14 protein-coding genes are annotated in these 25,283 nt (G+C 62.3%); 9 read left to right on the forward strand and 5 right to left on the reverse strand.

Annotation, left to right across the window (positions count from 1 at the left end; translation table 11 throughout):
- Position 1: 1 nt before the first annotated feature.
- From G3N97_RS10190 to G3N97_RS10205, 4 genes are all read right to left on the reverse strand, one after another.
- Complete coding sequence (locus tag G3N97_RS10190; RefSeq protein ID WP_205993101.1) at positions 2 to 5,638, reverse strand: type I polyketide synthase; 5,637 nt, start codon at positions 5,636 to 5,638, stop codon at positions 2 to 4.
- On the reverse strand, positions 5,625 to 13,016 hold the full coding sequence (locus G3N97_RS10195) for a type I polyketide synthase (RefSeq protein ID WP_205993102.1): 7,392 nt from the start codon (positions 13,014 to 13,016) through the stop codon (positions 5,625 to 5,627). The genes G3N97_RS10190 and G3N97_RS10195 overlap by 14 nt, the downstream gene beginning before the upstream one ends.
- Positions 13,017 to 13,060: 44 nt before the next feature.
- Positions 13,061 to 13,489 carry a lipocalin-like domain-containing protein gene (locus tag G3N97_RS10200; protein ID WP_205993103.1) on the reverse strand — a complete coding sequence of 143 codons (429 nt, stop codon included), beginning with the start codon at positions 13,487 to 13,489 and terminating at the stop codon, positions 13,061 to 13,063.
- 278 nt (positions 13,490 to 13,767) lie between these two features.
- Positions 13,768 to 14,673 carry a LysR family transcriptional regulator gene (locus tag G3N97_RS10205; RefSeq protein WP_205993104.1) on the reverse strand — a complete coding sequence of 302 codons (906 nt, stop codon included), beginning with the start codon at positions 14,671 to 14,673 and terminating at the stop codon, positions 13,768 to 13,770.
- A 134-nt stretch (positions 14,674 to 14,807) separates the two neighbouring features.
- Here G3N97_RS10205 and G3N97_RS10210 point away from each other — a divergent pair, with 134 nt between their 5' ends.
- The 4 genes from G3N97_RS10210 to G3N97_RS10225 all read left to right on the forward strand — a co-directional run bounded on the left by G3N97_RS10210 (position 14,808) and on the right by G3N97_RS10225 (position 19,263).
- Positions 14,808 to 15,758: a hydroxymethylglutaryl-CoA lyase gene (locus tag G3N97_RS10210; RefSeq protein WP_205993105.1), complete on the forward strand. Its 951-nt coding sequence runs from the start codon at positions 14,808 to 14,810 to the stop codon at positions 15,756 to 15,758.
- A gap of 10 nt (positions 15,759 to 15,768) precedes the next feature.
- Positions 15,769 to 16,920, forward strand: a complete 1,152-nt coding sequence (locus G3N97_RS10215) for a CaiB/BaiF CoA-transferase family protein (protein ID WP_205993106.1) — start codon at positions 15,769 to 15,771, stop codon at positions 16,918 to 16,920.
- Positions 16,921 to 17,043: 123 nt separating this feature from the next.
- Positions 17,044 to 18,483: an MFS transporter gene (locus G3N97_RS10220; protein ID WP_205993107.1), complete on the forward strand. Its 1,440-nt coding sequence runs from the start codon at positions 17,044 to 17,046 to the stop codon at positions 18,481 to 18,483.
- 414 nt (positions 18,484 to 18,897) lie between these two features.
- On the forward strand, positions 18,898 to 19,263 hold the full coding sequence (locus tag G3N97_RS10225; RefSeq protein WP_065062465.1) for a hypothetical protein: 366 nt from the start codon (positions 18,898 to 18,900) through the stop codon (positions 19,261 to 19,263).
- 18 nt (positions 19,264 to 19,281) lie between these two features.
- On the opposite strand, the gene G3N97_RS10230 is transcribed toward G3N97_RS10225, so the two are convergent.
- Positions 19,282 to 20,202 (reverse strand): LysR substrate-binding domain-containing protein, encoded by a 921-nt coding sequence (locus tag G3N97_RS10230; RefSeq protein WP_065062467.1) that lies wholly within the window; start codon positions 20,200 to 20,202, stop codon positions 19,282 to 19,284.
- A gap of 157 nt (positions 20,203 to 20,359) precedes the next feature.
- Here G3N97_RS10230 and G3N97_RS10235 point away from each other — a divergent pair, with 157 nt between their 5' ends.
- The 5 genes from G3N97_RS10235 to G3N97_RS10255 form a co-directional block, all read left to right on the forward strand.
- Complete coding sequence (locus tag G3N97_RS10235) at positions 20,360 to 21,430, forward strand: ABC transporter substrate-binding protein (RefSeq protein WP_205993108.1); 1,071 nt, start codon at positions 20,360 to 20,362, stop codon at positions 21,428 to 21,430.
- Positions 21,431 to 21,475: 45 nt separating this feature from the next.
- Positions 21,476 to 22,555: an ABC transporter ATP-binding protein gene (locus G3N97_RS10240; RefSeq protein ID WP_110327457.1), complete on the forward strand. Its 1,080-nt coding sequence runs from the start codon at positions 21,476 to 21,478 to the stop codon at positions 22,553 to 22,555.
- Entirely contained in the window at positions 22,542 to 23,414 is an 873-nt protein-coding gene (locus G3N97_RS10245) for an ABC transporter permease (RefSeq protein WP_065062471.1), read from the forward strand. The genes G3N97_RS10240 and G3N97_RS10245 overlap by 14 nt, the downstream gene beginning before the upstream one ends.
- A 10-nt stretch (positions 23,415 to 23,424) precedes the next feature.
- The gene (locus G3N97_RS10250) at positions 23,425 to 24,222 is read left to right on the forward strand and encodes an ABC transporter permease (RefSeq protein ID WP_074983509.1); all 798 of its coding nucleotides are present in this window, start codon (positions 23,425 to 23,427) and stop codon (positions 24,220 to 24,222) included.
- Positions 24,219 to 25,283, forward strand: a 1,065-nt coding sequence (locus G3N97_RS10255) for an FAD-dependent oxidoreductase (protein WP_205993109.1), incomplete at its 3' end; no start/stop codon positions are given. The genes G3N97_RS10250 and G3N97_RS10255, both read left to right, overlap by 4 nt.

The following is a 25,283-nucleotide window of genomic DNA, read 5'->3' on the forward strand; positions in this document are numbered from 1 at the left end:
CTCATCCGATTCGATGGGGGTTTCCAAAGTGCTGATCCAGCAAACCAAATAGCTCCTCATTCGAGACCTTTTGCAACTCCGTCGTAGCCGTAGTTGATTCGCTTCGCGCTGCCACCATGGCCTGAAGCCGCCGGGCAATCGCCGACAATTCAGCACTATCGATAGCGTGTTCGATCGACGCCGATTCCAGTCTGGCGACCTCCGCCGCGAGCGCATCGAGCGACACCGTTGTCTCGAAGCGCTGCGGCGCGCTCACTGACTCCACAGGTGTCGACGCAATACGGATGCGGTCGCGCAAAGCTACGCAGGTTGGACATTCGAACAGCAGGGTCGCGGGCAACGACAGTTCACAAGCGCGGTTCAGGCGATTCCTGATCTCAAGCGCCATCAGCGAGTCGAGTCCCAACTCGCGTAGCGCCCGTTCCGGATCGACTGCTTCCGGTCCTTCCAGACCCAGCACGTCCGCAATCACCGAGCGAATGAAATCGAGTTGCGCATGCTCGCGTTGAGCGGCTGGCAAATTCGCGAGTTGAACACGCAGTGGCGCGGGTGTATTCATTCGGGCCGCTGAAGACGGACCGTTCGCGTCATGCACAGAATCGAGCGACGAATTTGCAGCATCCGAGTGACGCACGCCGGATGCACGCATTCGGGCAGCGACCAGCAAAGCATCGTCACGTCCAAGCGCCGCATCGAATGCCGCGAGGCCCTCGGCAGGCGTAAGAAGCGCGATGCCGCGACGGCGCAACCGCGCCTGATCGGCCACGTTGAGTTTCGCGGCCATGCCACTCTGCGCCCACGGCCCCCACGCGAGTGAGAGTGCCCGCATGCCCTGAACGCGTCGATGCTGTGACAGCGCATCCAGAAAACTATTCGCTGCCGCGTAATTCGCCTGCCCCGCCGTCCCGATGACGCCCGCCAGCGACGAATACATCACGAAAAATGCGAGATCGAGATGACGAGTCAATTCATGCAGATGCCACGCGCCGTCGAGTTTAGGCTTGAGAACGCGATCGAGACGCGCGGCATTCAATGCATCCACGGGACAGTCATCCACCACGCCGGCGAGATGAATCACGCCGATCAACGGATGATCGTCGGCGATAAGCGAAAGCGCCTCGACCAGACTCTCCCGGCGTTCGACTTCGCAAGCGGCGATAGTGATCGTTGCGCCTGCTCGCTCGAGCTCACGTCGCCAATACTCCGCGCCCTCTGCACGCTGCCCCTGACGCGACAGCAACAGCAGGTGCCGGCATTGATGCTTTCGCACCAGATGCTCCGCGAGCAACATGCCTAATGCACCCGTGCCGCCGGTTAGCACCACGGTGCCGTTTGGGTCCAGAGAAGGTCGACTGGAAAGCTGTGCGGCGGGCGCACTCATTAGCGACGGTTCAAACAACGTGCCGCGACGCAATGCGATCTGCGCTTTTCCGCAATCGAGCACATCGACGAAACGGGAATGCGAACTCGCATCCTTATCCACGTCCAGGAGCGAAATGCGTCGATCAGGATGCTCGGCCTGCACCGAGCGCAGCATCCCCCAGAGCGGCGCGTGTTCGAGGTCGGCGACGTCTTCTGCTGTATCGGTGGATATCGCGTGGCGGGTCATCACAACGAGGCGACTTGCGCTTGCGTCTACGTCTGCGCTGGCGAGCCAGCCCTGCACGATCGACAGCATGTGTCCGCAGGCGTTATGTGCGCGGGTCACGAGATTGGCGTCGTTCACTTCGTCGTCGGTTGCTGCGGTTTGCGTCGCCACGCAACAGGCCAGAACGATGTCGGGAAACTCGCTATTCAGCGCCGAGCGCGTATTCAACTCCGCCCAGTTTTCGTAATGGTCCATGTTTGCCGACGCGGCGATCTTTTCCCGCATACTTGCAGGCAGTTCGCCAATCACCGCAACCGATGGACGAACGCTGCGCTTCGTCGTCCCGATTGCGACGTCACTCCACTTCATCGCATATAAATCGCGGCAGGCCTGGTCGGGCAAGAACCGCGCGACCGGCGCGCGTCGCGTCGTCACGCCTTCGATGCTCGCCACCCAGCCGTTTTCCGCGTCGTGCAACGTGAGGTCCGCCACCGTGTATTCCCGACGTGCATCGGGCTCGTCGCGCATGCTGTGGCGCACCCACGCGGGCGGCACCTTGCGTCCGGACCAGATGACCCGCTCGATCGTGAACGGCAATTGCGGTGTGTCGTCGGAAGGCCTATCGATCAGCGCGAATGCGAACGTGTTGTCGATCAGACCGCCCGGCAGCGGAGCATCGTCATCCGGCACATCCGGCGGCGCGCCCAAGCGACCAATATGGCGTCGCTCGTCGATACGAGCACTGCCACGCAGCCACCACCAGCGCGCGCCCCAATCGACCTCGACCGCTCGCAGTTTGTCGACAATGTGCGTGCTTTCTCGCAGCGCCTCTTGTGGCGGCGCGAACGGCTCGTGCAACGCCAACGTAGCGCTGACGTGCGGCTGTATAACGGCCGTCGCGTGCACGATCCAGTCCTCGCCTTGCCGCGTGGAAAGCGTGACGGCGTATCCCGCTTGTGCATTTCCGATTTCGCGCAACTGCACGAATAAGGTCGCTTCGTCGTGGCTGTCGTCGAATGACAAGACGCGCAGGAATTGCACATCGTGTATATCGATCGCTTGCCCTGGCCAATGCGATTCCGAAATGGCAAGCAGAATGGCCAGATAAAAAGCGCCCGGAACCACAATCCGCCCATACACTCGATGGTCAGCGAGATAAGCCTGACGTGCCGGGCCAATTGCCAATTGATGCACTATGACCTTGTCGGGAAGATCGAGGCGCTCTCCGGCGAGCGCATATTGCCCGGCTGGCGCGTTTTTCTGCGTCGCCTCATGATTAACCGCGTCGATCCAGTAACGTTGCCGCTGGAAGGGATAATGCGGCAAGTCGATCCGTTGCACGGCGTAAGGCGCGAAAAACGCTTTCCAATCCACCGGATAATCGCGAAGATGCAAACCCGCCAGCGCTGTCATCAGCGTCGCGTCGGCCGGGCGATCTTTTTTCAGCGTCGCGATGAACGTGCTGTTCGGCAACCGACTGTCGCCGAGCGATTGCTGCGCCAATGCGCATAGCACCGCTTGTGGACCGACTTCCAAAAACGTAGTGACTCCGCTCTTTGCGAGCGCGGTCACGCCATCGGAAAATCGCACGGTGCCGCGCACATGTTTCACCCAATAATCCGGCGTACTCAGTTCGCGTTTCGTGGCGAGTTTCCCACTCACGTTGGAAATGATGTCTATCTGCGGCTCTTCGAAATGCAATGTCGACAAGACATCGCGAAACGCCGCGAGCATGTCGTCCATATGCGCCGAATGAAAAGCATGGCTGACGGCAAGCCGCGTCGTTCGACGACCAATTGACGTAAAGTGTCCGGCAACTGCAAGCACGGCGGCTTCATCACCGGAAATCACGGTCGAACGCGGGCCATTGAGTGCAGCAATCGCAACCTCTCGATGAACATTTTCCAGTTGCGCCAGCACTTCATGCTCACTCGCCTCCAGCGACACCATTGCGCCCCGAACCGGCAGCGCCTGCATCAGCCGCGCACGCGCAGCCACCAGCTTGCAGGCGTCGTCGATCGACAAAATCCCCGCAACGTGCGCGGCGGAGATTTCCCCCAGTGAGTGCCCCATTAAAAAGTCGGGTTTGAGTCCCCACGATTCCAGTAAACGAAAAAGCGCAACTTCGAGCGCAAATAGCGCGGGCTGCGTATAGCCGGTCTGGTCGAGAAGCACGGCATCGCTATCGCCGGCTTCGGCCATCACCACCGCGCCTAACGGACGGTTCAAAGTGTCGTCGAAGCGCGAGCATAGCGAATCGAATACCGCGCGATAGAGCGGAAACTCCCGATACAACGCCTTGCCCATTCCCGCAAACTGACTCCCTTGCCCCGAGAAGAGCACGACGAGCGCGCCACGATGTGCGTTCGAATCGGCAATCTGCAAACACTGCGACGTCGAACCCTGTGACAGTTTCGTCAGCGCGCTCTGCAATTCGATCCGCTCACTGGCGATAATGGCCGCGCGCTGTTCAAAGGCGCTACGGCTCGTTGCCAGCGAAAAGGCGAGATCGGCGATCGAAATATCGGGTTGCGAGTCGAGCCTGCCCAGTAATTGCCGCGCGTGGTCCTGCAAAGCAGGCAATGTTCTCGCCGACAGCACAAACGGCCAGTGTTTCGCTGACGCTTCCGTTGCGGTCGTCTCGCGCGCATTTTGTCCGCGCGGCGGCTCTTCAAGAATTGCGTGCGCATTCGTGCCGCTCAGTCCAAATGCCGAAACACCCGCACGTCGAGGATGCGCGTTGCCTTCCCACCGCATCAACCGGTCAACGACGCGAACGGGCAACGTGTCCCAGTCGATCTGCGGGTTGCGCGGCGCGCAATGCAAACTCGGGGGCAACGCGCCATAACGCATTGCTGCGATGATCTTCGCGACACCCGCGAGACCTGACGCCGACTCGAGATGACCGACATTGCTTTTCAATGCGCCGAGCAAGAGCGGATCGTCCGCACGCCGCCCCTGCCCGTAGACGGCAGCAAGCGCCTGCACCTCAATCGGATCTCCCAGCGAAGTACCCGTGCCGTGGCATTCGACCATGTCGACGTCCGCCGGCGTCAGTTGCGCATCGTCCAGCGCCGCACGCAGGACCGCCTGTTGCGAAATGCCGTTGGGCGCAGTGATGCTGCTGCTCGCGCCATCGTGATTAACCGCACTCCCGCGAACGACGGCCAGAATGTTGCGTCCTCGCGCGCGCGCATCGCTCAGGCGTTCGAGCACCAGCACCACGACGCCCTCGCCGCGACCGTAGCCGCTGGCGTTTGCCGAAAATGTTCGCGATCGCCCATCCGCTGCAAGCGCTCGCGTCCGAGAAAGCAACACGAACAACTGCGGCGCGGCTATCACCTGCACGCCGGCCGCGAGCGCCAGCGCGCACTCGCCTCGCCGCAATGACTGGCAAGCCAGATGCAGCGCGACGAGCGAAGAAGAACACGCTGTATCGACCGATAGCGCCGGTCCTTGCAAGCCGAACGTGAAAGCCAGGCGCCCGGCCGCAAACGCGCTGTGCGTGCCGAGGACTTTATAAGCGTCGGCATCGATGTTCGACTGCTGCATCGCTTCATAATCGCTAGGGCCGATGCCAACAAATATGCCCGTTTTCGATTGCTTCAACGCATGAGGAACGATGCCCGCATCTTCGAACGCCTCCCACGCAGCCTCCAGCAACAGGCGATGTTGAGGATCGATATGCCGCGCCTCGCGCGGACTGATGCCAAAGAACGCCGGATCGAAAAGATCGATATCGCTGACGAATCCGCCTTCACGAACATAACTTTTACCGCGCGCATCCGGATCGGGGTCGTACGTGCGATCGGCGTTCCAACGGCTGGCCGGGATCGGTCCCACAACATCGAGCCCATTTTCCAGCACGTGCCACAGACTCGCGAGATCGACGATGCCGCCAGGCAAGCGCAACCCCATGCCGACGATCGCAATGGGCTCGCGATCCGTGCCTTGCCCTTGCGCCAACCGTTCACGCAAACGTTCGATTTCCCGCAACGAAAGCGCGAGCGTTTCCCTGAGTTTTATCGCGCTCGAATCAGTTCCGGCCATCAGCGATCTCCCCAAGCAGCGTATGCGCGACGCTCAGCAATGCTTCGTCGTCGAGCAAGGCCATATCGTTGATTGACGACTCGACGACCTTGGGCCGCTCCGATGAAACGTCGCCGGCAAGCGCAAGCAACGTCGGCAACAATCCGCGCTCGCGCAATGCCCGAATGGGAATGCGCGCGATCATCTCGCGCAGTTCGACGTCGCTCATATCGCCCGTGCTGACGAGATCGGAATTTTCGCTGGGCGTGTCGGTTGCATCGTTGAAGCGCTTTGCGAGCAGATCGGCGACGTCCTGAATCGACGGATAGTCGAACACCAGCGTTGCAGGCAACGACTGCCCGCTGAGCGTCTGCAAGCGTCGCCGGAATTCGAGCGCCATCAGCGAATCCATGCCGAGATCGAAGAAGCCTTGATTCGCGGCCAGACTCGCGGCGTCCGCGACGCCGAGCACAGCAGCGGCTTCCACTTTGACCCGCGATATCCATAGACGCAGACGCTGCTGAGGCTGCAATGCGTTCAACTCGCGAACGAAGGCATTGTCTCGATCCGGGCTTCCGGATTCCGCCTCCGGCTTGTCGATATCCGATCTTGCTTCCGGCAATTCGTCGAGTACGGCACGCAACCGCGCCATCGAGAAAAACTGCACGAAATCGGTCCAGTTGACGTCCGCGATAATCGACTGCGTGTCGCCATGATCCAGTGCCTGCTGCAAGCCTTCCAGAGCGAGTTCACACTCAAGCGGCATCAGGCCGTAGCGGCGCAAGCGTTCGCGCACCGCATCGTCCTGCGCCATACCGCCCGCTGCCCAAGGTCCCCAGGCGATCGCGGTCGCAGGCAGACCTTGCGCTCGCCGATACGCTGCGAGCGCATCGAGGAACGCATTGGCGGCGCAATATGCACTTTGATGTCCGCTTCCCCATACACCCGATATCGATGAAAACAGCACGAATGCATCGAGCTTCCGGTCGAGCAAAAGTTCGTGCAGGTGGAGCGCGCCGGCAACCTTGCCAGCGATGACATTGGCTTGCTCTTCAAGCGTGCTGTCGAGCATCGCGCTGTAGTGCATCGAACCCGCCGCGTGAAAGACCGCGCGTAGCGGTGGACCTTCGGCATCGATTTTTTGTATCAACGCCGCGAGCGATTCCCGGCTGGCGACATCGCAGGCGGCGAGCGTCACTTTCACACCAGGTATCGCCGATAGATCCGATATCCAGCGTTCGTCTGATGTTGACGCGCCACGTCGGCTGACGAGCACGATGTGCTCTGCGCCTGACTTGGCGAGCCATGTCGCGATTCTTTGGCCGAGCGCGCCCGTTCCGCCAGTAACGAGTACGGTGCCAGCAGGTTTCCATGAACGCGGCGCGTGCGATGTTGACAGCAGTTCGCGAACGAGGCGCGCAACGAATAGACCCGCGCGGCGGACCGCGAATTGATCCTCGCGCACGGTGGTATCCGTTGTGCGATTGACAAGCAGACGGGCTAATTCGCCGAGTATCGCGGGCCGTGCATCGGCGGCCAGATCGATCAAGCCGCCCCACGAAGTGGGCCGCTCCAAACTGATGCCACGCCCGAGTCCCCAATTAAGCGCCTGCACGGGATGCAGCAACGCGTCCAGTGAACTCGTCGATATTGCACCCGACGTCAGCAACCAGATCGAAGCTTCGGGCGCGAGTTCAGCCAATGTCTTCATCAGCCAGAGATTGAGCGCGTAGCCATTGGGCAATCCGTTTTGCGCCGTGTGTGGCGTTTCATCGAGCGACAGCAGCGAGAGCACACCGACAACAGGTGTTTCTTCGACACTGGCGTCGAGAAGCGCTGTAGCGAGCGCGGAGTGATCACGTTCATCGCCGCTCAATTCAATCATTACGACTTTCGCGCCTGCGGTGCTCCACGCTTCACCGAGTTCTTCTAACGACTTTTCGTCCGCGTACTTTGAGCTGCGTATTACGAGCCACGTTTTCGCGCGACGAGAGTCGTCCACCGACTTTGTATTAGGAATGAAGGGACGCCACATCATGCGGTAACGCAGCGAATCCAGCCGTGTCTGAATCTGTCGCTTGTGATGCCAGCGAGACAGGCTCGGGAGCAAACTTTCCAGCGCCGCGTGCTGCTCCATGCCAATCAGTTCAAGAGTCTCGCCGAGCTGCTTCATTGCACCGTGTTCGACATCGCGCCAAAACGTGACTTCTGCGTCGGTTTTAGCGGCTTCGGAACGTTGTGCGTTCTTGCCTTCAGTAAGCGGCAGCCAATAGTGCTGACGTTGAAACGGATAAAGTGGAAGATCGATTCGGCTCACGCCATAGGGCGCAAAAAAAGCCTTCCAGTCGAGCGTATGACCCTGCACGTGCAGGCCCGCCAGCGCCTTCTGCAAGACTTCCACGCCCGGACGATCGCGTCCCGATGTCGACAGGAATGTACACGCGTGTCTTCGCTCTTCGTCCACGCAGGTCTGCGCCAGCGCACTCAAGGTCGCCTGCGGACCGATCTCCAGATACGTCGTTGCGCCTTGCTCTAACAACGTACGCACGCCATCCGCGAAACGCACCGCAGCACGCACCTGTTTGACCCAGTAATCCGGATTGCACAGATCCAACTCACTGGCAATCCTTCCACTGATGTTCGTGACCACCGCAATTTGCGGGGAGTTGAAAGTCAGCGTGGAGAGTTCCGCGCGGAACGCGTCGAGCATTCCGTCCATGTGTTGCGAGTGAAACGCATGGCTGACACTCAGACGCGTATGTCGCCGTCCTTGCGCCGCGAAATGCGCCGCTATTTCCAGCGCCGGTGCCTCGTCGCCAGAGATCACTGTCGAATGCGGGCCGTTGATTCCTGCAATCGATACTCGCTGACCAAACTCTTGCAGTTGTGCGTCGACCTCATCTTCGCTTGCCTGCAACGACACCATCGCGCCGCCCTGCCTTTGCGCCTGCATCAATCTCGCTCGCGTCGCGACAAGCGTGCAGGCGTCGGCCAGCGACAGCACGCCCGCAACATGTGCTGCCGATATCTCGCCGAGTGAATGACCCAGCAGCAGATCTGGTTTCAGCCCCCACGACTCCAGCAACCGAAAGAGCGCGACTTCCATGGCGAATAGCGCGGGTTGCGTATAAGCCGTCTGATTCAGCAACGCGGCGTCGGCGCTTCCGGCATCGGCGAACACCACTTCGCGCAAAGGCCGCTGAAGCACTCGATCGAACTGCTCGCACAAGGAATCGAAGCTCTTTTGGTAAGTCGGAAACGCGTCGTACAGATCTCGGCCCATCCCACTAAACTGACTTCCCTGGCCAGTGAACAGCACCGCGAGCCGTCCACCTCTTGCGTTATCACACGTCAGCATTGTCGGTGCGGAATCGCCTCGCGCCAGTCGCTCCAACGCATCCATTAGCGTCGCGTGATCGCCCGTCACGATAGCCGCTCGACACGCAAAATGACTGCGACTGGTCGCCAGCGAATACGCGAAATCGAGCAAATCGATTTCAGGCTGAGCGGCAAGCATCGCGTGTAATTGCCCTGCTTGCGCCTGAAGCGCGGCCATCGTCTTGCCGGACAACACGAACGGCGCGACCGATGGCGCCGCGCATTCGCTTCGCGGCTGCGTAATCGGCGGCGCCTCTTCGAGAATGATGTGAGCATTCGTGCCGCTATAACCGAACGAACTGACGCCCGCCCGGCAAACCGGTATCGCTTTCGCGAGATCAAGACCCGTCGTCGCAATTGCGGCCGGTATTCTAGCCAGATGCGGCTCGACCAACGGGTTAATCGATTCACAATGAGGATGCGGCGGCACATGTCTGTGCTGCAGAACCAGCATGGCCTTGATGACCCCCGCCAGTCCCGCCACGGCCTCCGTGTGGCCAAGATTCGCCTTCACCGATCCTACGATTAGCGGCTGCTCGCGCGCCGCATCGGCATCGCCATAAACATTCGCCAGCGCCTCGATCTCGACCGGGTCGCCCAACGGCGTGCCGGTCCCATGCGCCTCGACGTAATGCACGGCGTTACCGTTCAGTCCCGCAGACGAGAGCGCCGCGCGCACGACCGCTTCCTGCGCGAGCCCATTCGGCGCCGTGATGCCATTGCTCGCGCCGTCCTGATTCATGGCGCCACCTTTGATAATCGCGAGTATGCGGTCGCCATCCTTAACCGCGTCCGCATAGCGCTTGAGCACGGTCACCGCACATCCCTCACCCCTGACGTAGCCATTCGCGGCGGCATCGAAAGTCTTGCAGTGCCCGTCCGGCGAGAGCATCTGCGCCCGGCCAAAAATCAAACTCAATTCCGGCGACAACAATAGATTGACGGCACCGGCAATCGCCAGATCGCATTCGCCTCGCTGCAAACTATGGACGGCGAGAAGCATGCCGACCAGTGCCGAAGAACATGCCGTATTGACCGTCAATGCCGGGCCGTGGAAATCGTGCACATAGGCGAGACGTCCCGCCAGAATCGACATCGAACTTCCCGTCGATGAATACAACTGGTAGTCGTCGTAGTCGTTCGATTTGGTGCCTATCGTTTCGTAATCGTGTCCGAAGCTGCCGACAAACACGCCGGTACAACTCCCCCTCAAGGCAAGCGGGTCCAGTCCGGCGTCCTCGAACGCGTGCCATGTCGTCTCGAGCAAAATGCGCTGCTGCGGATCCATATGCGCGGCTTCGCGCGGGGAGATCCCGAAGAACGCGGTATCGAACTGCGCAACATCCGCGAGAAAACCTCCCCACGAGGCGCCCGGCACACGCGCGGTAATGCTTTCCGGCCAGCGATCGGGCGGGACAGCGCCGATAAGTTCCACACCGTCGAGCAGGCACTGCCATAGCGATTCTCTGCTATCGATCCCGCCCGGGAAACGGCAACCCGTGCCGATAATGGCGATATCGTCCGCGGACGGTGTTCGATGAACATCGCGAGACGGGGTCACGCGCGCCGACGGCCTTCGGAGCGGCGCACTCGCACGATCCGTATCGTCCGATCGCGCGGACTTCTGCGCGAGAATATGCCCGGCAAGACTGCGAGAATCACCATGCCTGAAAAAGATCGCCGAATCGAGCGAAAGCTGAAACGTCCTGTTAATCAGCACGCGCAATTCAGTTAAATCCAGCGAGTCCAGTCCTCGATCCCTGAAAGAGCGATCTATCGCATCTTCGCCGGGTTTCTCATCGAGTTTCAGCCTGCGAACGAGCCGCTCCAGAACAGCGAGCACATCCGAAACCGATTGAATCGGCGCCGCAAGTTCATCGGCGGTATCAACGGCCACCGGTTCCTCCTGCGATTCACGCAGCGCGTATTCAACCAGCACACCGTGACCGAGATTCTCGGCATCCAACGGTCGATAGCCTGGAATCACATCGCGGATAGACGCGCCATGCGACAAATGAAAACGCAAGATCGGATCGATCTGGCGTGAATCCGCATCCGTCTGCAGTGCATAGGCCGCGTAATTGGAAGCGCCACTCTCAAGATAATTCCGGCACCGGCTCACGCCCACCACTTTCTCAATCCCGTCCTGCAAGGACGCGAGACGCAGCAGATACGACAGCATGGCATCGCCCAGACCAAACTGCTGAGTGGCCGGGTGAACGTTGATGGCCAGCAGTTGCTGGATCGGGCCATCGGGTTCGTGCAACGCGTCGACGGTGTCACTGGTCGTTCGATAGAGATCCCGCTCGTCGGCGATACGCTGCGTATAGCCGACGCCCGCAATCGCTCCTTCGAATTCGAGAACGAAATTCCCCTCAGGACGGCTGGCGATGCGGCGCGCGATCTCATCTGCGTCGATTCGCAGCGGTTGCGGCCAACACGCCTCCTCCAGTTCGAGCAAACGCGAAACATCGCTCGCCACGGCATGCCGAATTGAATAAGGCTTCTTTTTCAGCCAATTCAGCGTAACACGCGTATAAGGCAGCGAACGTGGGAAACGGCTGAACGTATCCGCATCGGGAAATAAGCCAGCTTCAGCGAGAACACGGAAAAATGTGGCGGCGTCGAGAAGATTCTGGCGCGAGAAAGCATGGATCGCGTCGAAGTGAAAACTTTCGGTCTGGGCGAGCGCCCGTTTGACCAGTCTGGCCGGCAAGGTATGCACTTCCAGAATGAGAATCCCGAAGCGGGAAATCACGTTGGCCCAACGTGAAAAGTGCTCGACGTAACGCTGAACGATATGCGCAGGCGAGATTAGCTTGCCCTCGTTCGACACCGACACAATCAGCGCATTTTCCGTGACGCGCGCAGCCGCGCTTTGCTCATCTTCGACGCCGCAATACGGTACTTCGTGGTCGAGAAACGAACGGACATGCAGAATATTTTCGTGGTCGACGATGCCCTCTCGCGCAAGACTCTGCAAGAGTTCGACTGGCTGACTGACATTACCATTAATCGTCAGATGCGGCAGGTCGCGTAGCGTAAGTTCGGCTTTTTCTAGCGCCTTGTCGTTCAGATCGATCCCGATCAGCAGCAACGGATGTTCTGCGAAATGCTTTCCTCGCAAGGTCGACGTGGAAATGAATCGATAGATTCTCAGCAGAAATGCACCGTCACCGCAGCCCATATCGGCGATATATTTCGGCTGACTCGCAAAGTCATCGTGATCGAATAGCTGGCGCAGACAACGGTCCACACTCGAAAAGAATTTCTCGTGCTGAAAGCCGCTGGCGATCACGTTCAAAGTGCGATCGATGTGCGTTTCGTGTCCTTGCGCATCGCTGGCAAAGACCGTATTGGCCTGTCCGAATAGCAACGCTGGCATCTTGCGCAGCATGGGCCAATAAGATGCCGCCATGCCCAGATTCAGCGCCCGCTCGAGCAGAAAGCGCCCCTCTTCGTTCAGCTCTGCGCCAACCATCCAGCCCTTTGCCGAAAAAATCCGGATCACCTGATCCGCGCAAGCGCGAGGCAAACACCGCCAGATGCTGGCCGCGGTCGCAGGTTGACTGCCGAGCGCCGTTCGCAAACCCACGAGCAAGGTCGTGACAATCGGGCCGTCGAGCAATCCGCAATCGATATGCGTTCCAAAGCACGCCTGATGGCGCTCAAGAATGCCGACCCAGTTCGCCAGCAACGCAGGCGGCAGTTCATTGAACGCACCCCGCACTACGTTCGAACCATAGGCGTCGATCAGTTCATCATCGACCGCCTCGACAAATGCGTGACCCGCAGTGCGCCGAATTTGTCCGCCTGGCTCGATTTCAATCCAGCCCATCGATTCCAGCATCCGGATTGCCGCACGGAGATTTCCGGAATTCGCGGAAAAACGTTGCTCAATTTCACAAATATCGGTGACAGGCTCGCGATCTAGATAATCGAACACGCCTGCATTTTTTAACGCATGCACCACGGGAACAAAAACGTACCCGTGCCCATAAACATTGATGAGTTCGAGCATATCGCGACCCTCAGGGCAATTCCTGCAACGCGTCACGCAATCAGTTATTCAATTTTTGTCCAGACCAGCGAGCCGGTCGCCGTTTTTCCCGAACCGCGCGGGTCCAGTGTCGGAACAGTGCGCAATGTCAGCGTGGCGCCGTCCAGCGTCCAGAAACGGACCTGATCGGTACCTATCCACGCCTCATCCCATCCGGCATCCACCCTGGTGGTGAGGGTGGTCGCGTCGAGCGTGTACGCGCCCGAATAGGCGATCATGGTGTCCCACAAGGCCGCCTTGGCTTCCTGCGTTTTCCCGGCCGATCGTCGCTCGGCGCTCAGGACGGCCATCATCCTTTGCGGGGTGATGATCAGAAAACCACGGGGCGCATCGCCATAAACAGATTGAAATTCTCCACCATCGAGGGAAAGTTCAAATGAACGCAGACGATATGTCCCGATTAGCTTTGAAGCATTGACGACCGGATTCGACATCGATTTTCCATCCCCATATTCGATCAATGAACCCCGATAACTATTTCATCGCTTTCGAACATTCCATCGCGCGCTCTCAAAAGACTAGGTTTAACAACACGACCCAGTCAATATTAAAATCCAATATCGTCTGATAATTTCGATATAAAGAACGCGCGACGCGATAGTTTTAAATTGGAGATCGCAATTTCCGGGAAATCGATGCGAATTTGCTTACGACACGCTTGATGCGAGCCGAATAGCGCAGCCGCGACACGTGCGCCGCCCATCGTGAACAATCACGCTTCATCCGCACGCCGCGCGAGATGATCGACGACTCGCTGCGCAGCGGGCTGCAACTGGTCGAAACTTCTGAAGCACACCACGAAGCGACGTTCCGCCCACGCATCGACGAGCGGAATCGTCTTTACGTTGAACACTCTGGTGTACGTCGTCGCCACTTCTTCCGGCACCACGCTGATGCCGAGTCCCGCCGCCACAACCCGGAATCCCGCATCGAAACTCGACACGATCACGCGATACGACAGCGCCGCGCCTTCGCTCGCCGCCGCGCGTTGAAGCATGGAATGCACGGCGGTGGTCGGCGGCAGCCCCACGTGTTCATACGCGAAGGTTTCCCGAAACGCGATCGAGCGTTTGGCCGCCAGCGGATGATCGGGATGCACGGCCAGCGCGAGACGATCGCGGCGGTAAGCGCGATGCTGCAATCCCTGCAGGTCGACGTTGTCCCAGCACACGCCGATGCTGGCGACGCCTTCGCGCAACTGGCGCACGAGTTCGTGCGACTGGCGCTCCTCCACGTCCACGCGGATATTCGCATTGGCCGGCTCGCGCATGAACGACGCGACATCGTCGAGCAGCGTTTCGGCGATTGCAGACGCCGACGCGCAAATGCTCACGCGGCCGCGCAAACCGCCGCCGAACGCCGCGATGTCGCTGCCAATCCGCTCGACGGTGAACAACACCGTGCGCGCGTGTTCGAGCAGTGCGAGGCCCGCGCCGGTCGGCGACACGCCGCGCCGCGAACGTTCGAGCAGCGGCACGCCGAGATCCGCTTCGAGTTGCGCGATCCGCTTGCTGATCGCCGATGGCTCGATATGCGCCTCTTCTGCGGCCCGCGCGATGTTGTGGTGATCGCAGACGGCCACGAAGAGCCGCAGGGTTTTCAGGTCGAGATCGCGCAAGGTTTTTGCCTCCTGAGACATTCCGGATCGGAAGCCTGGTGCTTCCGGAATGCCGCTTTACTAGTTTTCGGGAATGTCTAAAGTTAGCACGACGCTGGCGATCCGACGACCGGCGAGTTCCCGGAGACAGCTTCATGCCCCCACTTCCCACGCACGCCGTGATCCGCGAAGTCGGCCTTCGCGACGGCCTGCAAAGCCTGCCGCGCATCGTGGCGACCGAACAGAAGATCGAGTGGATCCGCGCCGCGTACGCAGCCGGTCAGCGCGAGATCGAAGTCGGTTCGTTCGTGCCCGCCCGGCTGTTGCCACAGCTTGCCGATACCGCCGCGCTCGTCGCCTTCGCGAAGACCTTGCCGGAGCTGTCGGTGTCGGTGCTCGTGCCGAATCTGAAAGGCGCCGAAAAAGCGTTCGAAACGCAGGCCGATCTGTTGCTCGTGCCGCTTTCGGCGAGCCTCGAACACAGCCTCGCGAATCTGCGCAAAACGCCCGATGAAGTGATCGCCGAAGTCGCCCGCATTCGCGCGGCGCGCGACGCCTCGGGCGCGAAAACGCTGATCGAAGGCGGCATCGGCACGGCGTTCGGCTGCACGCTTCAGGGCCACGTCGCGCCCGACGAAGTGCTGCGCTGCATGCAGGCGCTGCTCGATGCCGGCGCGGATCGCGTGAGCATCGCGGACACGGTCGGCTACGCCGGACCGCGCGCCGTGCACGACCTGTTCGCGAAGGCGCGCCGGATCGCAGGCGATCGTCTGTGGTGCGGCCACTTTCACGACACGCGCGGCCTCGCGCTCGCCAACGTCTACGCGGCGCTCGAAACCGGCGTGAACCGCTTCGACGCGACGCTCGCCGGCATCGGCGGCTGTCCGCATGCGCCCGGCGCGAGCGGCAACGCATCGACCGAAGACCTCGCGTTCATGCTCGCCGAAATGGGCATCGAAACGGGCCTCGATCTGCCCGCGTTGCTCGATCTGCGCGCGCAGGTCGCCCGCTGGCTCGACGGCGAAACCCTGCACGGCGCGCTGTGGCGCGCCGGTCTGCCCAACACTTTCGCGCGCGCGTCGAAGCGTGACGCGCTGACCGCCTGAGGAAACCGACATGGCCAACACGACACGATTGCCGCTCGACGGCGTCCGGGTGATCGAATTCACGCACATGGTGATGGGGCCGACGTGCGGCATGATCCTCGCCGATCTCGGCGCCGAAGTCATCAAGATCGAGCCGCCCGACGGCGATAAAACGCGCTCGCTGCCGGGCCTCGGCATCGGCTTTTTCCGCTCGTTCAACCGCAACAAGAAGAGCGTCGTGCTCGATCTCGCCACGCCGGAGGGTCGCGAAACGGCCGCCGAACTCGCCGATACTTGCGACGTGATGATCGAGAACTTCCGCCCCGGTCTGATGCAGAAAATGGGCCTCGACTACGCCACGCTCTCGGCGCGCAATCCGCGCCTGATCTACGTCTCGCACAAGGGTTTTCTGCCGGGGCCGTACGAGAAACGGCTCGCGCTCGACGAAGTCGTGCAGATGATGGGCGGCCTCTCGTACATGACCGGGCCCGCGGGCCGCCCGCTGCGCGCGGGCACGTCGGTCAACGACATCATGGGCGGCATGTTCGGCGCGATCGGCGTGCTCGCCGCGTTGCGCGAACGCGAGTCGACCGGGCTCGGGCAGGAGGTGCAAAGCGCGCTGTTCGAGAACTGCGTGTTTCTCTCGTCGCAACACATGCAGCAGTTCGCGATGACGAACGAAGCGCCGCCGCCCATGCCGTCGCGCGTCTCGGCGTGGAGCGTCTACGACGTGTTCACGCTCGCCGACGACGAGCAGCTTTTCATCGGCGCGGTGAGCGACAAACAGTTCGTCACGCTCTGCGATGTACTGCATTGCCCGCAACTCGCCGAAACGCCGCGCTTCGCCACCAACGCGCTGCGCGTCGCCGTGCGTGCGGAACTGCTGAGCTGTCTCGGCGAAATTCTCAAACATCGCCGCGTAGACGAACTCGCGCCGAAGCTCGAAGCGGCCGGCATCCCCTACGCGCCGATCGTGCGACCCGATCAGTTGATGAACGATCCGCATCTGAAAGCAAGCGGCGGCCTCGTGCCGATGCAGACCGACGACGGCGGCACCACCGACGTCGTGCTGCTGCCGATCACGATGGGCGGCCGCCGTCCGGGCGTGCGCCAGGCGCTCGCGCGCGTCGGCGAACACACGCAGGAGATTCTGTCGCGACTCAAGGCGCGGGTGAGCGCATGAACGCGTTAACGCATGAACGATCACGCGCGCAACGACAGGCGGCCGCCATGACGGACTAACGCCGCACGCCATCCATGAGCATTCGTCAGAAATGCCATTTCTTCGAAAAATCAGGAGACATTCATGCAGCAGACCGTCCCCGCGGGCGCCGTCCCGCTCGTCCCGCATGCCGTGCGCGTCGGCCTTCAACCCGGCGCGGAAATCGCCGCACGCATCGATCGCCTGCCCATGACGCGGCATCTCTGGATGCTCGTCCTGCTGATTTCGCTCGGCGGCTTCTTCGAAATCTACGATCTGATCTTCACGGGTTACATCGCACCCGGCATGGCGAAAAGCGGCGTGCTCGCCACGACGACGCACACGTTCTTCGGCTGGAACGGCATAGCGGGTTTCATCGCGGCAACGTTTGCGGGACTCTTCGTCGGGACCTTCTGCTTCGGCTGGCTGCCGGACCGCTTCGGACGGCGCAGCGTGTTCACAATTTCGCTGCTCTGGTATTCGATCGGCTCGGCGATCATGGCGTTCCAGACCTCGCCGGAAGCGCTGCTGTTCTGGCGCTTCGTCACCGGCATCGGCGTGGGCATCGAGATCATCACGATCGACAGTTACGTGACCGAACTCGTGCCGCAACACATGCGTGGACGCGCGATGGCTTTCAACCAGATGGTGATGTTCGCCGCCGCGCCGGTCTCCGCGATCCTCTCGTACTGGCTCGTGCCGACCGCGATGTTCGGCATCGACGGATGGCGCATCGTGGTGCTGGCCGGATCGGCGGGCGCGCTGCTCGTCTGGTTCGTGCGGCGCTCGGTGCCGGAGAGTCCGCGCTGGCTCGCTTCGCATGGAAAGCCGGAAGCGGCGGAGCATATCGTTTCGCGCATCGAAACGATCGTTGCCACGCAATCGCGTGCGCCCTTGCCGATGCCGCATCCGGTCGTCGTGCAGCCCGAGCATCGCCGCGCGTCGTTCGCCGAACTGCTTCAGCCGCCGTATCGATCGCGCTTCCTGATGCTCGTCGTGTTCAATCTATGCCAGGCGATCGGCTATTACGGCTTCGCGAACTGGGTGCCGACGCTGCTGATCGGGCAAGGCATCACGATCACAAAGAGTCTGCTTTACTCGTTCATCATCGCGTTCGCGCTGCCGGTCGGGCCGATGCTTTCCATGCTCTACGCCGATCGTTTGCAGCGCAAGTGGCTGATCGTCGGCGGCGCGCTGGTCGTGATCGTGTGCGGCCTCGCGTTCGCGCAAACGCGCAACGTGACGATGCTGATCGCGCTCGGCGTGCTGATCAGCTTCGCAGGACAAACGATCTCGGTGTGCTATCACGCTTATCAGGCCGAGCTGTTTCCAACCGCTATCCGCTGCCGCGCGAATGGTCTCGTCTATTCGGCGAGCCGCGTCGGTGCGATGTTTTCCGGCTTCTTCATCGCGGCGCTGTTGCGCGACTTCGGCGTGGCGGGCGCATTCACGGGCATCACGGCGTGCATGTTCGTGGTCGCCTTGTCGATTGGACTATTCGGCCCGCGCACCAACGGCATGCGGCTCGACGAACTGAATCACTGAGACATCGTCATGCAATGAACACCGCGCGTTAGCGCCTGAAGCATGCGCTCGCGCGCGCTGCATGCGTCGGCGACCGGCCACGTCGATCGATCTGCGACTTAAAAGCGGCGACTTAAAAGCTCCGACTTAACAGAATTGTCAGCGGAGCAACATCTTCGTGTCAGACGGCCTGGTATATGCTTGTGCACGACGTTGCCGATCACCCGCGAGCGCACGACATGCGGGTTCGCCGTCACGTTCTCGCGGTTTCACGCATAATCGCGGAGAAGCCGCTTCATCTTCGGATTCACACTCACTCTTCGTCGCACCACTTCCGTATTAATGTCACGTAGCAAAAACGTCCCCACCGCACCGATCCCCTCTGCTTCTCCCCAGTTTCTGCAGCGACCGCTGGACGAAAAAACGGCCACCGAAATGGCGCTCGCGCATCACCTCACATTCGCAGCCTGCAAGAGCTGGGCGGGCACGACGCGCCTCGTCAGCGAACTGGTGCGGATGGTCTATCTCACCTTCTACGTGCAATGCGAAGGTTACGGCGATACCGAGATCGCGCAGTTCGCGAACGCTGAAGCCGCACTGGAAACCTGCATTCTGCGCGCGGGCGACGACGAGACATGCCGCATTTCACCGGTCGAAAGCGCGCTGGTCGAGCCCATTCTTCAGCAGGCCGACACGCAGTTGTTTCTCGCGCCACGGCAGGCGTTGATCGAGGCTTATCAGCGACTCGATCGATTCCTGCGGAGTTCGAACGAATCGCCATTGCCGCAACTGTCGATGTAGACGCGCGACGCAAGCACACTAGCCGCGCGTGCGCGCCTTCTCCGACGGCTTGCTGACGAGCGCATCGTGCGTTTCCGCCAGCACCTCGACGAACGCCGAAGCGAGGCGCTCACGCGGCCGGTTCGGCGGAAACAGCAGATACATCGGGAACATGACGGCGGGCGCGAACGGCCGGATCGCGATATCGGGCCCGGCAAAATCGCGCGCGACGATCGGATGCGCCAGCGTCACGCCCATGCCGCTGCGCACCATCTCGCAGCAGATCGCCGTGTATTGCGCCTCGATCGCGAGCACGCGCTCCACGCCCGCACGCACGAACACTTCGTCCATCTGCGCACGCGTGCCGTCGCCGTGACACAGTGAAATAAACGACTCGCCTTCGAGATCCTCCGGGCGGATCGAGCGCTTCTTCGCGAGCCGGTGATGCGCGGGCATCACGCAAACAGCCGCCACCTTCGAGAGCAATTCGACCTCGCAGTTCGACGCCTCGCTCACATAGACCGCCACGCCCAGATCGCAGAACTGCGAAGCGGTCCAGTGATTGACCGTGCCCGACGTGTTCACGTGCAGCGAAACCGTCACGCCCGGATAGCGGTCCTGAAAGCGCTTGAGCGCGTGCGGCACGAGCGTGAGACCGGCCGACGGCATCGCCGCGATGCGCAACCGCCCGCTGCCCAGATTGCGGATCTGCGCCGCCGCGTTCGCGAGCCCCTGCAGACCCACATACGCGCGCTCCACTTCGCGAAAGAACGCCTCGCCCTCGCTCGTCGGAATGAGCCGCACGCCCACGCGCTGAAACAGCTTGAGGCCGGTATCGCGTTCGAGCTGCGCGATCAGACGGCTCACGTTGGGCTGCGAGGTGAACAGCGCCTTCGCGGCGGCCGTCATCGAGCCGGAGACCATCACCGCGCGGAACGCCTCGACGTGTTTCAGATTCATTGCCAACCCTCCTGGGCTTAACCCTGATCCATATCATCTGTGCATAGATGGCTATTTTATTCGTATTGGACGATATGAATAACGCGGGCGAGACTGCAACGCATCGGCGCACGAGTCCTACGCCGCCGGCCCCCACAATCGAATGGAGATCGTCGTCATGGATCACGCCTTGCGCCGCCGCTCGTATCGTCTCGCCCTGCCCCGCGCGGCCGCCCTTCTGGCCTTCAGCGCCGCCTGCGCCAGCACCCAGCTCGCCCACGCCGAAACCACGCTCTACGTCGCCAATGTGGGCGGCTCGAACGAGCAGCTTTATCGTCAGAAGGTGATTCCGCCGTTCGAGAAAGCGCACGACGTGAAAATCGTCTACGTCGCGGGCAATTCGAGCGACACGCTCGCCAAGCTGCAGGCGCAGAAGGGTCATCAGCAGATCAATGTGGCGGTGATGGACGACGGCCCCATGTATCAGGCGATGCAGCTCGGCCTGTGCGCCAAGGTCGACGACGCGCCCGTCATGAAAGACCTCTACCCGCTCGCGCGGCTCGGCCCGAACGCCGTCGGCGTGGGCATGGTGGCGACCGGCATCGGCTATAACGCGGATGCGTTCAAAAAGCTCGGCCTGCCCGCGCCCGATTCGTGGAAGGCGCTCGAAGACCCGCGCCTGAAAGGCAAGCTCGGTGTGCCGCCGATCACCAACACCTACGGCCTGCACACGCTCGTGATGCTCGCGCGCCTGAACGGCGGCGGCGAGAAGAACATCGACCCCGGCTTCACGGCGATGACGAAACAGGTCGCGCCGAACGTGCTCTCGTGGGCGCCCACGCCCGGCGAGATGGACGGCCTCATGCAAGGCGGCGACGTGATCGCCGCGCCCTACGGCAGCGGCCGCGCCGTGGCGCTGCAAAACACCGGCTTCCCGCTCAAGTTCATCTACCCGAAGGAAGGCGGCGTGGCGCTCCAGGTGGCCGCGTGCGCGCTCGCCGAAAACGCCCAGCCGCAACTCTCGCAGCAGTTCATCCAGTATCTGCTGAGCCCCGAAGTGCAGGCGATGCAGGCGCAGGCCATCGGTCTCGGCCCCGTCAACAAGACCGTCAAGCTCACGCCGGACGTCGCCGCGCGCGTGCCCTACGGCCCCGATCAGGTCGCGAAGCTCACCGCGATGGACTGGACCACCATCAACCAGCATCGCACCGAGTGGACCGAACGCTGGAACCGCTCGGTCGAGCGCTGAGCACGCAACGATTCGTCTGGCCACGGCTTTTCAAGGACTGCGCGCATGAGCTTTCTCACCCTGCAAGGCATCTCGAAGCGCTACGGCGACTTCACGGCGATCGAGCAACTCGACCTCTCGGTCGAACGCGGCGAGTTTCTTTCGCTGCTCGGCCCCTCGGGCTGCGGCAAGACCACGACGTTGCAGATGATCGCCGGCTTCGTCGCGCCGAGCACCGGCCGCGTGACGCTCGACGGCCGCGACATCACGCAATTGCGGCCCGAAAAGCGCGGCATCGGCGTGGTGTTTCAAAGCTACGCACTGTTTCCGCACATGACGGTGGCGGCCAACGTCGGCTTCGGGCTCGAAATGCGCAAAATGCCGCGCGCGCAACGTGCCGAACGCATTGCCGAAGCGCTCGCGCTCGTGCGCCTCTCGGGCCTCGACGCACGCTATCCGAAGGAGCTGTCGGGCGGTCAGCGCCAGCGCGTGGCGATTGCGCGCGCCATCGCCATGCAGCCGGAACTGCTGCTGCTCGACGAACCGATGTCGAATCTCGACGCCAAGCTGCGCGAGGAAATGCACATCGAACTGCGCGCGATCCAGAAGCGGCTCGGCATCACGACCATTCTCGTCACGCACGATCAGGTCGAAGCGATGACGATGAGCGACCGCATCGCCGTCATGCATCGCGGCACCATTGCGCAACTGAGCACGCCGTTCGACGCCTACGAGCGCCCCGCGACGCCGTTCGCCTCCACCTTCCTCGGCCGCACCAACTCGCTCGCGGGCGAAGTGCTGCGCCGCAATCCGCGTTGCGCCGAAGTGGCCGTCGCGAGCACGACGCTGCATGTGCCGCACGAAGGCCGCGAGGTCGCGGGATCGGTGCACGTCTATATCCGCCCCGAGAAAATGCGGCTCGCGAACGGCAACGCGGGCGACGCGCGCGTGCACGGCCGCATCGCCACGCGCGTGTTCGTCGGCAACCAGTGGCTGCTCGTCGTCGATACGGAGCTTGGGCGGCTGCACGTCGCGCAATCGAACACGGGCGCGCCGCCGCCGGAAGAAGGCCACGAAGTGGGCCTCGCCTGGACCGACGACGATCTGCGCGTCCTCACGCGGGAGAGCGCTCATGGCCACGCTTGACGATCCGCGCGGCGGCGCCGCGCCCTGGCTGCTCTCCGCGCCCGCGCTCGTGCTGTTCCTCACGCTGCTGCTCGCGCCGCTGCTGCTCACGCTGGTGTTGTCGTTTCATACCTTCAACGATCTCGCGGGCGTGCAGCGCGGCTGGACGATTTCCAACTATCTCGAAGTCGTCAGCGATCCTTACTATGGTGTGATCTTTCTGCGCACGGCGGGACTCGCCTTCGCGGTCACGCTGCTGTCGATCGTGCTCGGCGTGCCCGAAACCATCGTGCTCGCGCGCATGCGCAAACCGTGGCAATCGATCTGCCTGCTGATCGTGCTCGGTCCGCTGCTGATTTCGGTGGTCGTGCGCACGCTCGGCTGGCAGATTCTGCTCGGCAACAACGGCGTGCTGAACAATGCGCTGCAAGCGCTGCACATCACCGACGAGCCCGTGCGCCTCGTCTTCACGATGACCGGCACGATCATCGCGCTCACGCACGTGCTGGTGCCCTTCATGGTGATGTCGGTCTGGGCCACGCTGCAAAAGCTCGATCCGCAAGTCGAATGGGCAGGCCTCTCGCTCGGCGCGTCGCGCTGGCGCGTGTTCCGCCGCGTGGTGCTGCCGCAGATCCTGCCTGGCGTGCTTTCGGGTTCGATCATCGTGTTCGCGCTGTCGGCCTCGGCGTTCGCCACGCCCGCGCTGATCGGCGGACGCCGCCTCAAGGTCGTCGCCACCGCCGCCTACGACGAGTTCCTCGGCACGCTGAACTGGCCGCTGGGTGCGAGCATCGCGGTGCTGCTGCTGATCGCCAACGTCGCCATCGTGATGGGTTGCAGCCGTCTCGCCGAACGCCGCTTCAAGCACATCTTCGATTGAGGGAGACGCCATGCAACGCAACGGATTTCTCGGCCTCGCCTTCAACGCGCTGTTTCTGCTGTTCATCGTCGCGCCGCTCGCGGTGGTGATGCTGGTCGCGTTCACGGACAAGGGCTACATCTCGATGCCGTTCGACGGCGCCTCGCTGCGCTGGTTTCGCGCGATTCTCGACAACGCCGACATCGTCTCGGCGTTCTGGCTCTCGACGCGGCTCGCGTTCGCGGCGGCCACCATCGGCGTCGTGCTCGCGGTGCCCGCCGCGCTCGCCATCGCGCGCTATCGCTTTCCGGGCCGCGGCGCGCTCACGAGCTTCTTCCTCTCGCCGATGATGATTCCCGCCGTCGTGCTCGGCATCGCGTTTCTGCGTTTTCTTTCGCTGCTGCATCTGAGCGGTTCGTTCTGGGCGCTGGTCGCCGCGCATGTCGTGATCGTGCTGCCCTACGCGCTGCGCCTCGCGCTCTCGTCCGCGATCGGCCTCGACCGCGACGCCGAACGCGCGGCGCTCTCGTGCGGTGCGAGCCGCCTCACCGCGTTTCGCCGCGTCGTGCTGCCGATGATCCGCACGGGCGTCGCGGGCGGCTGGGTGCTCTCGTTCATCCAGAGTTTCGACGAGCTGACCATGACCATTTTCGTCGCGACGCCCGGCACGACCACGCTGCCCGTCGCCATGTACAACCAGATCGCGCAGACGATCGATCCGCTCGTCACCTCGGTGTCGGCGGTGCTGATCGTCGGCACGGTCGCGCTGATGCTGGTGCTCGACCGCATGGTCGGGCTGGACCGCATCCTGATCGGAGAAGCCCGATGACTCACACCCCCAGCGCAAGCCCAAGCCCCGATGTGCTCGTGATCGGCGGCGGCCTCGTGGGTTCCGCCGTCGCCTGGGGACTCGCGCGCGAGGGCGCGCGCGTGACCGTGCTCGACGAGGACGACGGCGGCTTTCGCGCCTCGCGCGGCAATTTCGGCCTCGTCTGGATTCAGGGCAAGGGCTACGGCCGCACGCCTTACGCGCGCTGGTCGCGCAGTTCGGCTGTGCGCTGGCCGCAGCTCGCCGCCAGCCTGCTCGAAGACAGCGGCGTCGATGTCGCGCTGCGCCAGCCGGGCGGCTTCCATATCTGCTTCTCGGACGCCGAACTGGCCGAGCGCCAGACGCGTCTCGCCGCGCTGCAAGCCGAAATCGGCGATTACCCGTTCGAGCTGCTCGATCATCGCGAACTGCGCGAGCGGCTGCCGGGCATCGGCCCCGCCGTCGTCGGCGCGAGTTATTCGCCGATGGACGGCCACGTCAATCCGCTCAAGCTGCTGCGCGCGCTGCATACGTCGATGCAGCGGCGCGGCGTGCGGCTCGTGTCCGGCGCGCGCGCGCAGCGCATCGTGCCGGAGCGCGGCGGCTTCGCGGTCGAGAGCGCGGCGGGCACCTTTCGCGCGGGCCGTATCGTGCTCGCGGCGGGACTCGGCAACCGCGCGCTCGCGCCGCAAGCGGGCCTGTTCGCGCCGGTTGCGCCCAATCGCGGCCAGGTGCTGGTGAGCGAGCGCGTCGCGCCGTTTCTGCGCTATCCGACCATCAACGTGCGGCAGACCGACGAAGGCACCGTGCAGTTCGGCGACTCGATGGAGGAAGCGGGCTTCGACGATCTCACGACCACGCCGATTCTCGCCGACATCGCGCGACGCGGCGTGCGCGCGTTTCCGATGCTGCAGCACGTGCGGCTCGTGCGCATGTGGGCGGCGCTGCGCGTCTACAGCCCCGATGGCTTTCCGATCTACGACGAATCGCCCGTGCATCCGGGCGCGTTCGTCGTGACCTGCCACAGCGGCGTGACGCTCGCCGCCGCGCACGCGCTGCGCATCGCGCCGTGGATCACGGGC

This window comes from Paraburkholderia sp. Ac-20347 (assembly GCF_017104805.1).
Classification (GTDB): Bacteria; Pseudomonadota; Gammaproteobacteria; order Burkholderiales; family Burkholderiaceae; genus Paraburkholderia; species Paraburkholderia tropica.

Coding starts and splice junctions, on each gene's coding strand:
- G3N97_RS10190 (WP_205993101.1), bottom strand. CDS start 5,638: ATGGCCGGAACTGATTCGAGCGCGATAAAACTCAGGGAAACGCTCGCG.
- G3N97_RS10195 (WP_205993102.1), bottom strand. CDS start 13,016: ATGCTCGAACTCATCAATGTTTATGGGCACGGGTACGTTTTTGTTCCC.
- G3N97_RS10200 (WP_205993103.1), bottom strand. CDS start 13,489: ATGTCGAATCCGGTCGTCAATGCTTCAAAGCTAATCGGGACATATCGT.
- G3N97_RS10210 (WP_205993105.1), top strand. CDS start 14,808: ATGCCCCCACTTCCCACGCACGCCGTGATCCGCGAAGTCGGCCTTCGC.
- G3N97_RS10215 (WP_205993106.1), top strand. CDS start 15,769: ATGGCCAACACGACACGATTGCCGCTCGACGGCGTCCGGGTGATCGAA.
- G3N97_RS10220 (WP_205993107.1), top strand. CDS start 17,044: ATGCAGCAGACCGTCCCCGCGGGCGCCGTCCCGCTCGTCCCGCATGCC.
- G3N97_RS10225 (WP_065062465.1), top strand. CDS start 18,898: ATGGCGCTCGCGCATCACCTCACATTCGCAGCCTGCAAGAGCTGGGCG.
- G3N97_RS10230 (WP_065062467.1), bottom strand. CDS start 20,202: ATGAATCTGAAACACGTCGAGGCGTTCCGCGCGGTGATGGTCTCCGGC.
- G3N97_RS10235 (WP_205993108.1), top strand. CDS start 20,360: ATGGATCACGCCTTGCGCCGCCGCTCGTATCGTCTCGCCCTGCCCCGC.
- G3N97_RS10240 (WP_110327457.1), top strand. CDS start 21,476: ATGAGCTTTCTCACCCTGCAAGGCATCTCGAAGCGCTACGGCGACTTC.
- G3N97_RS10245 (WP_065062471.1), top strand. CDS start 22,542: ATGGCCACGCTTGACGATCCGCGCGGCGGCGCCGCGCCCTGGCTGCTC.
- G3N97_RS10250 (WP_074983509.1), top strand. CDS start 23,425: ATGCAACGCAACGGATTTCTCGGCCTCGCCTTCAACGCGCTGTTTCTG.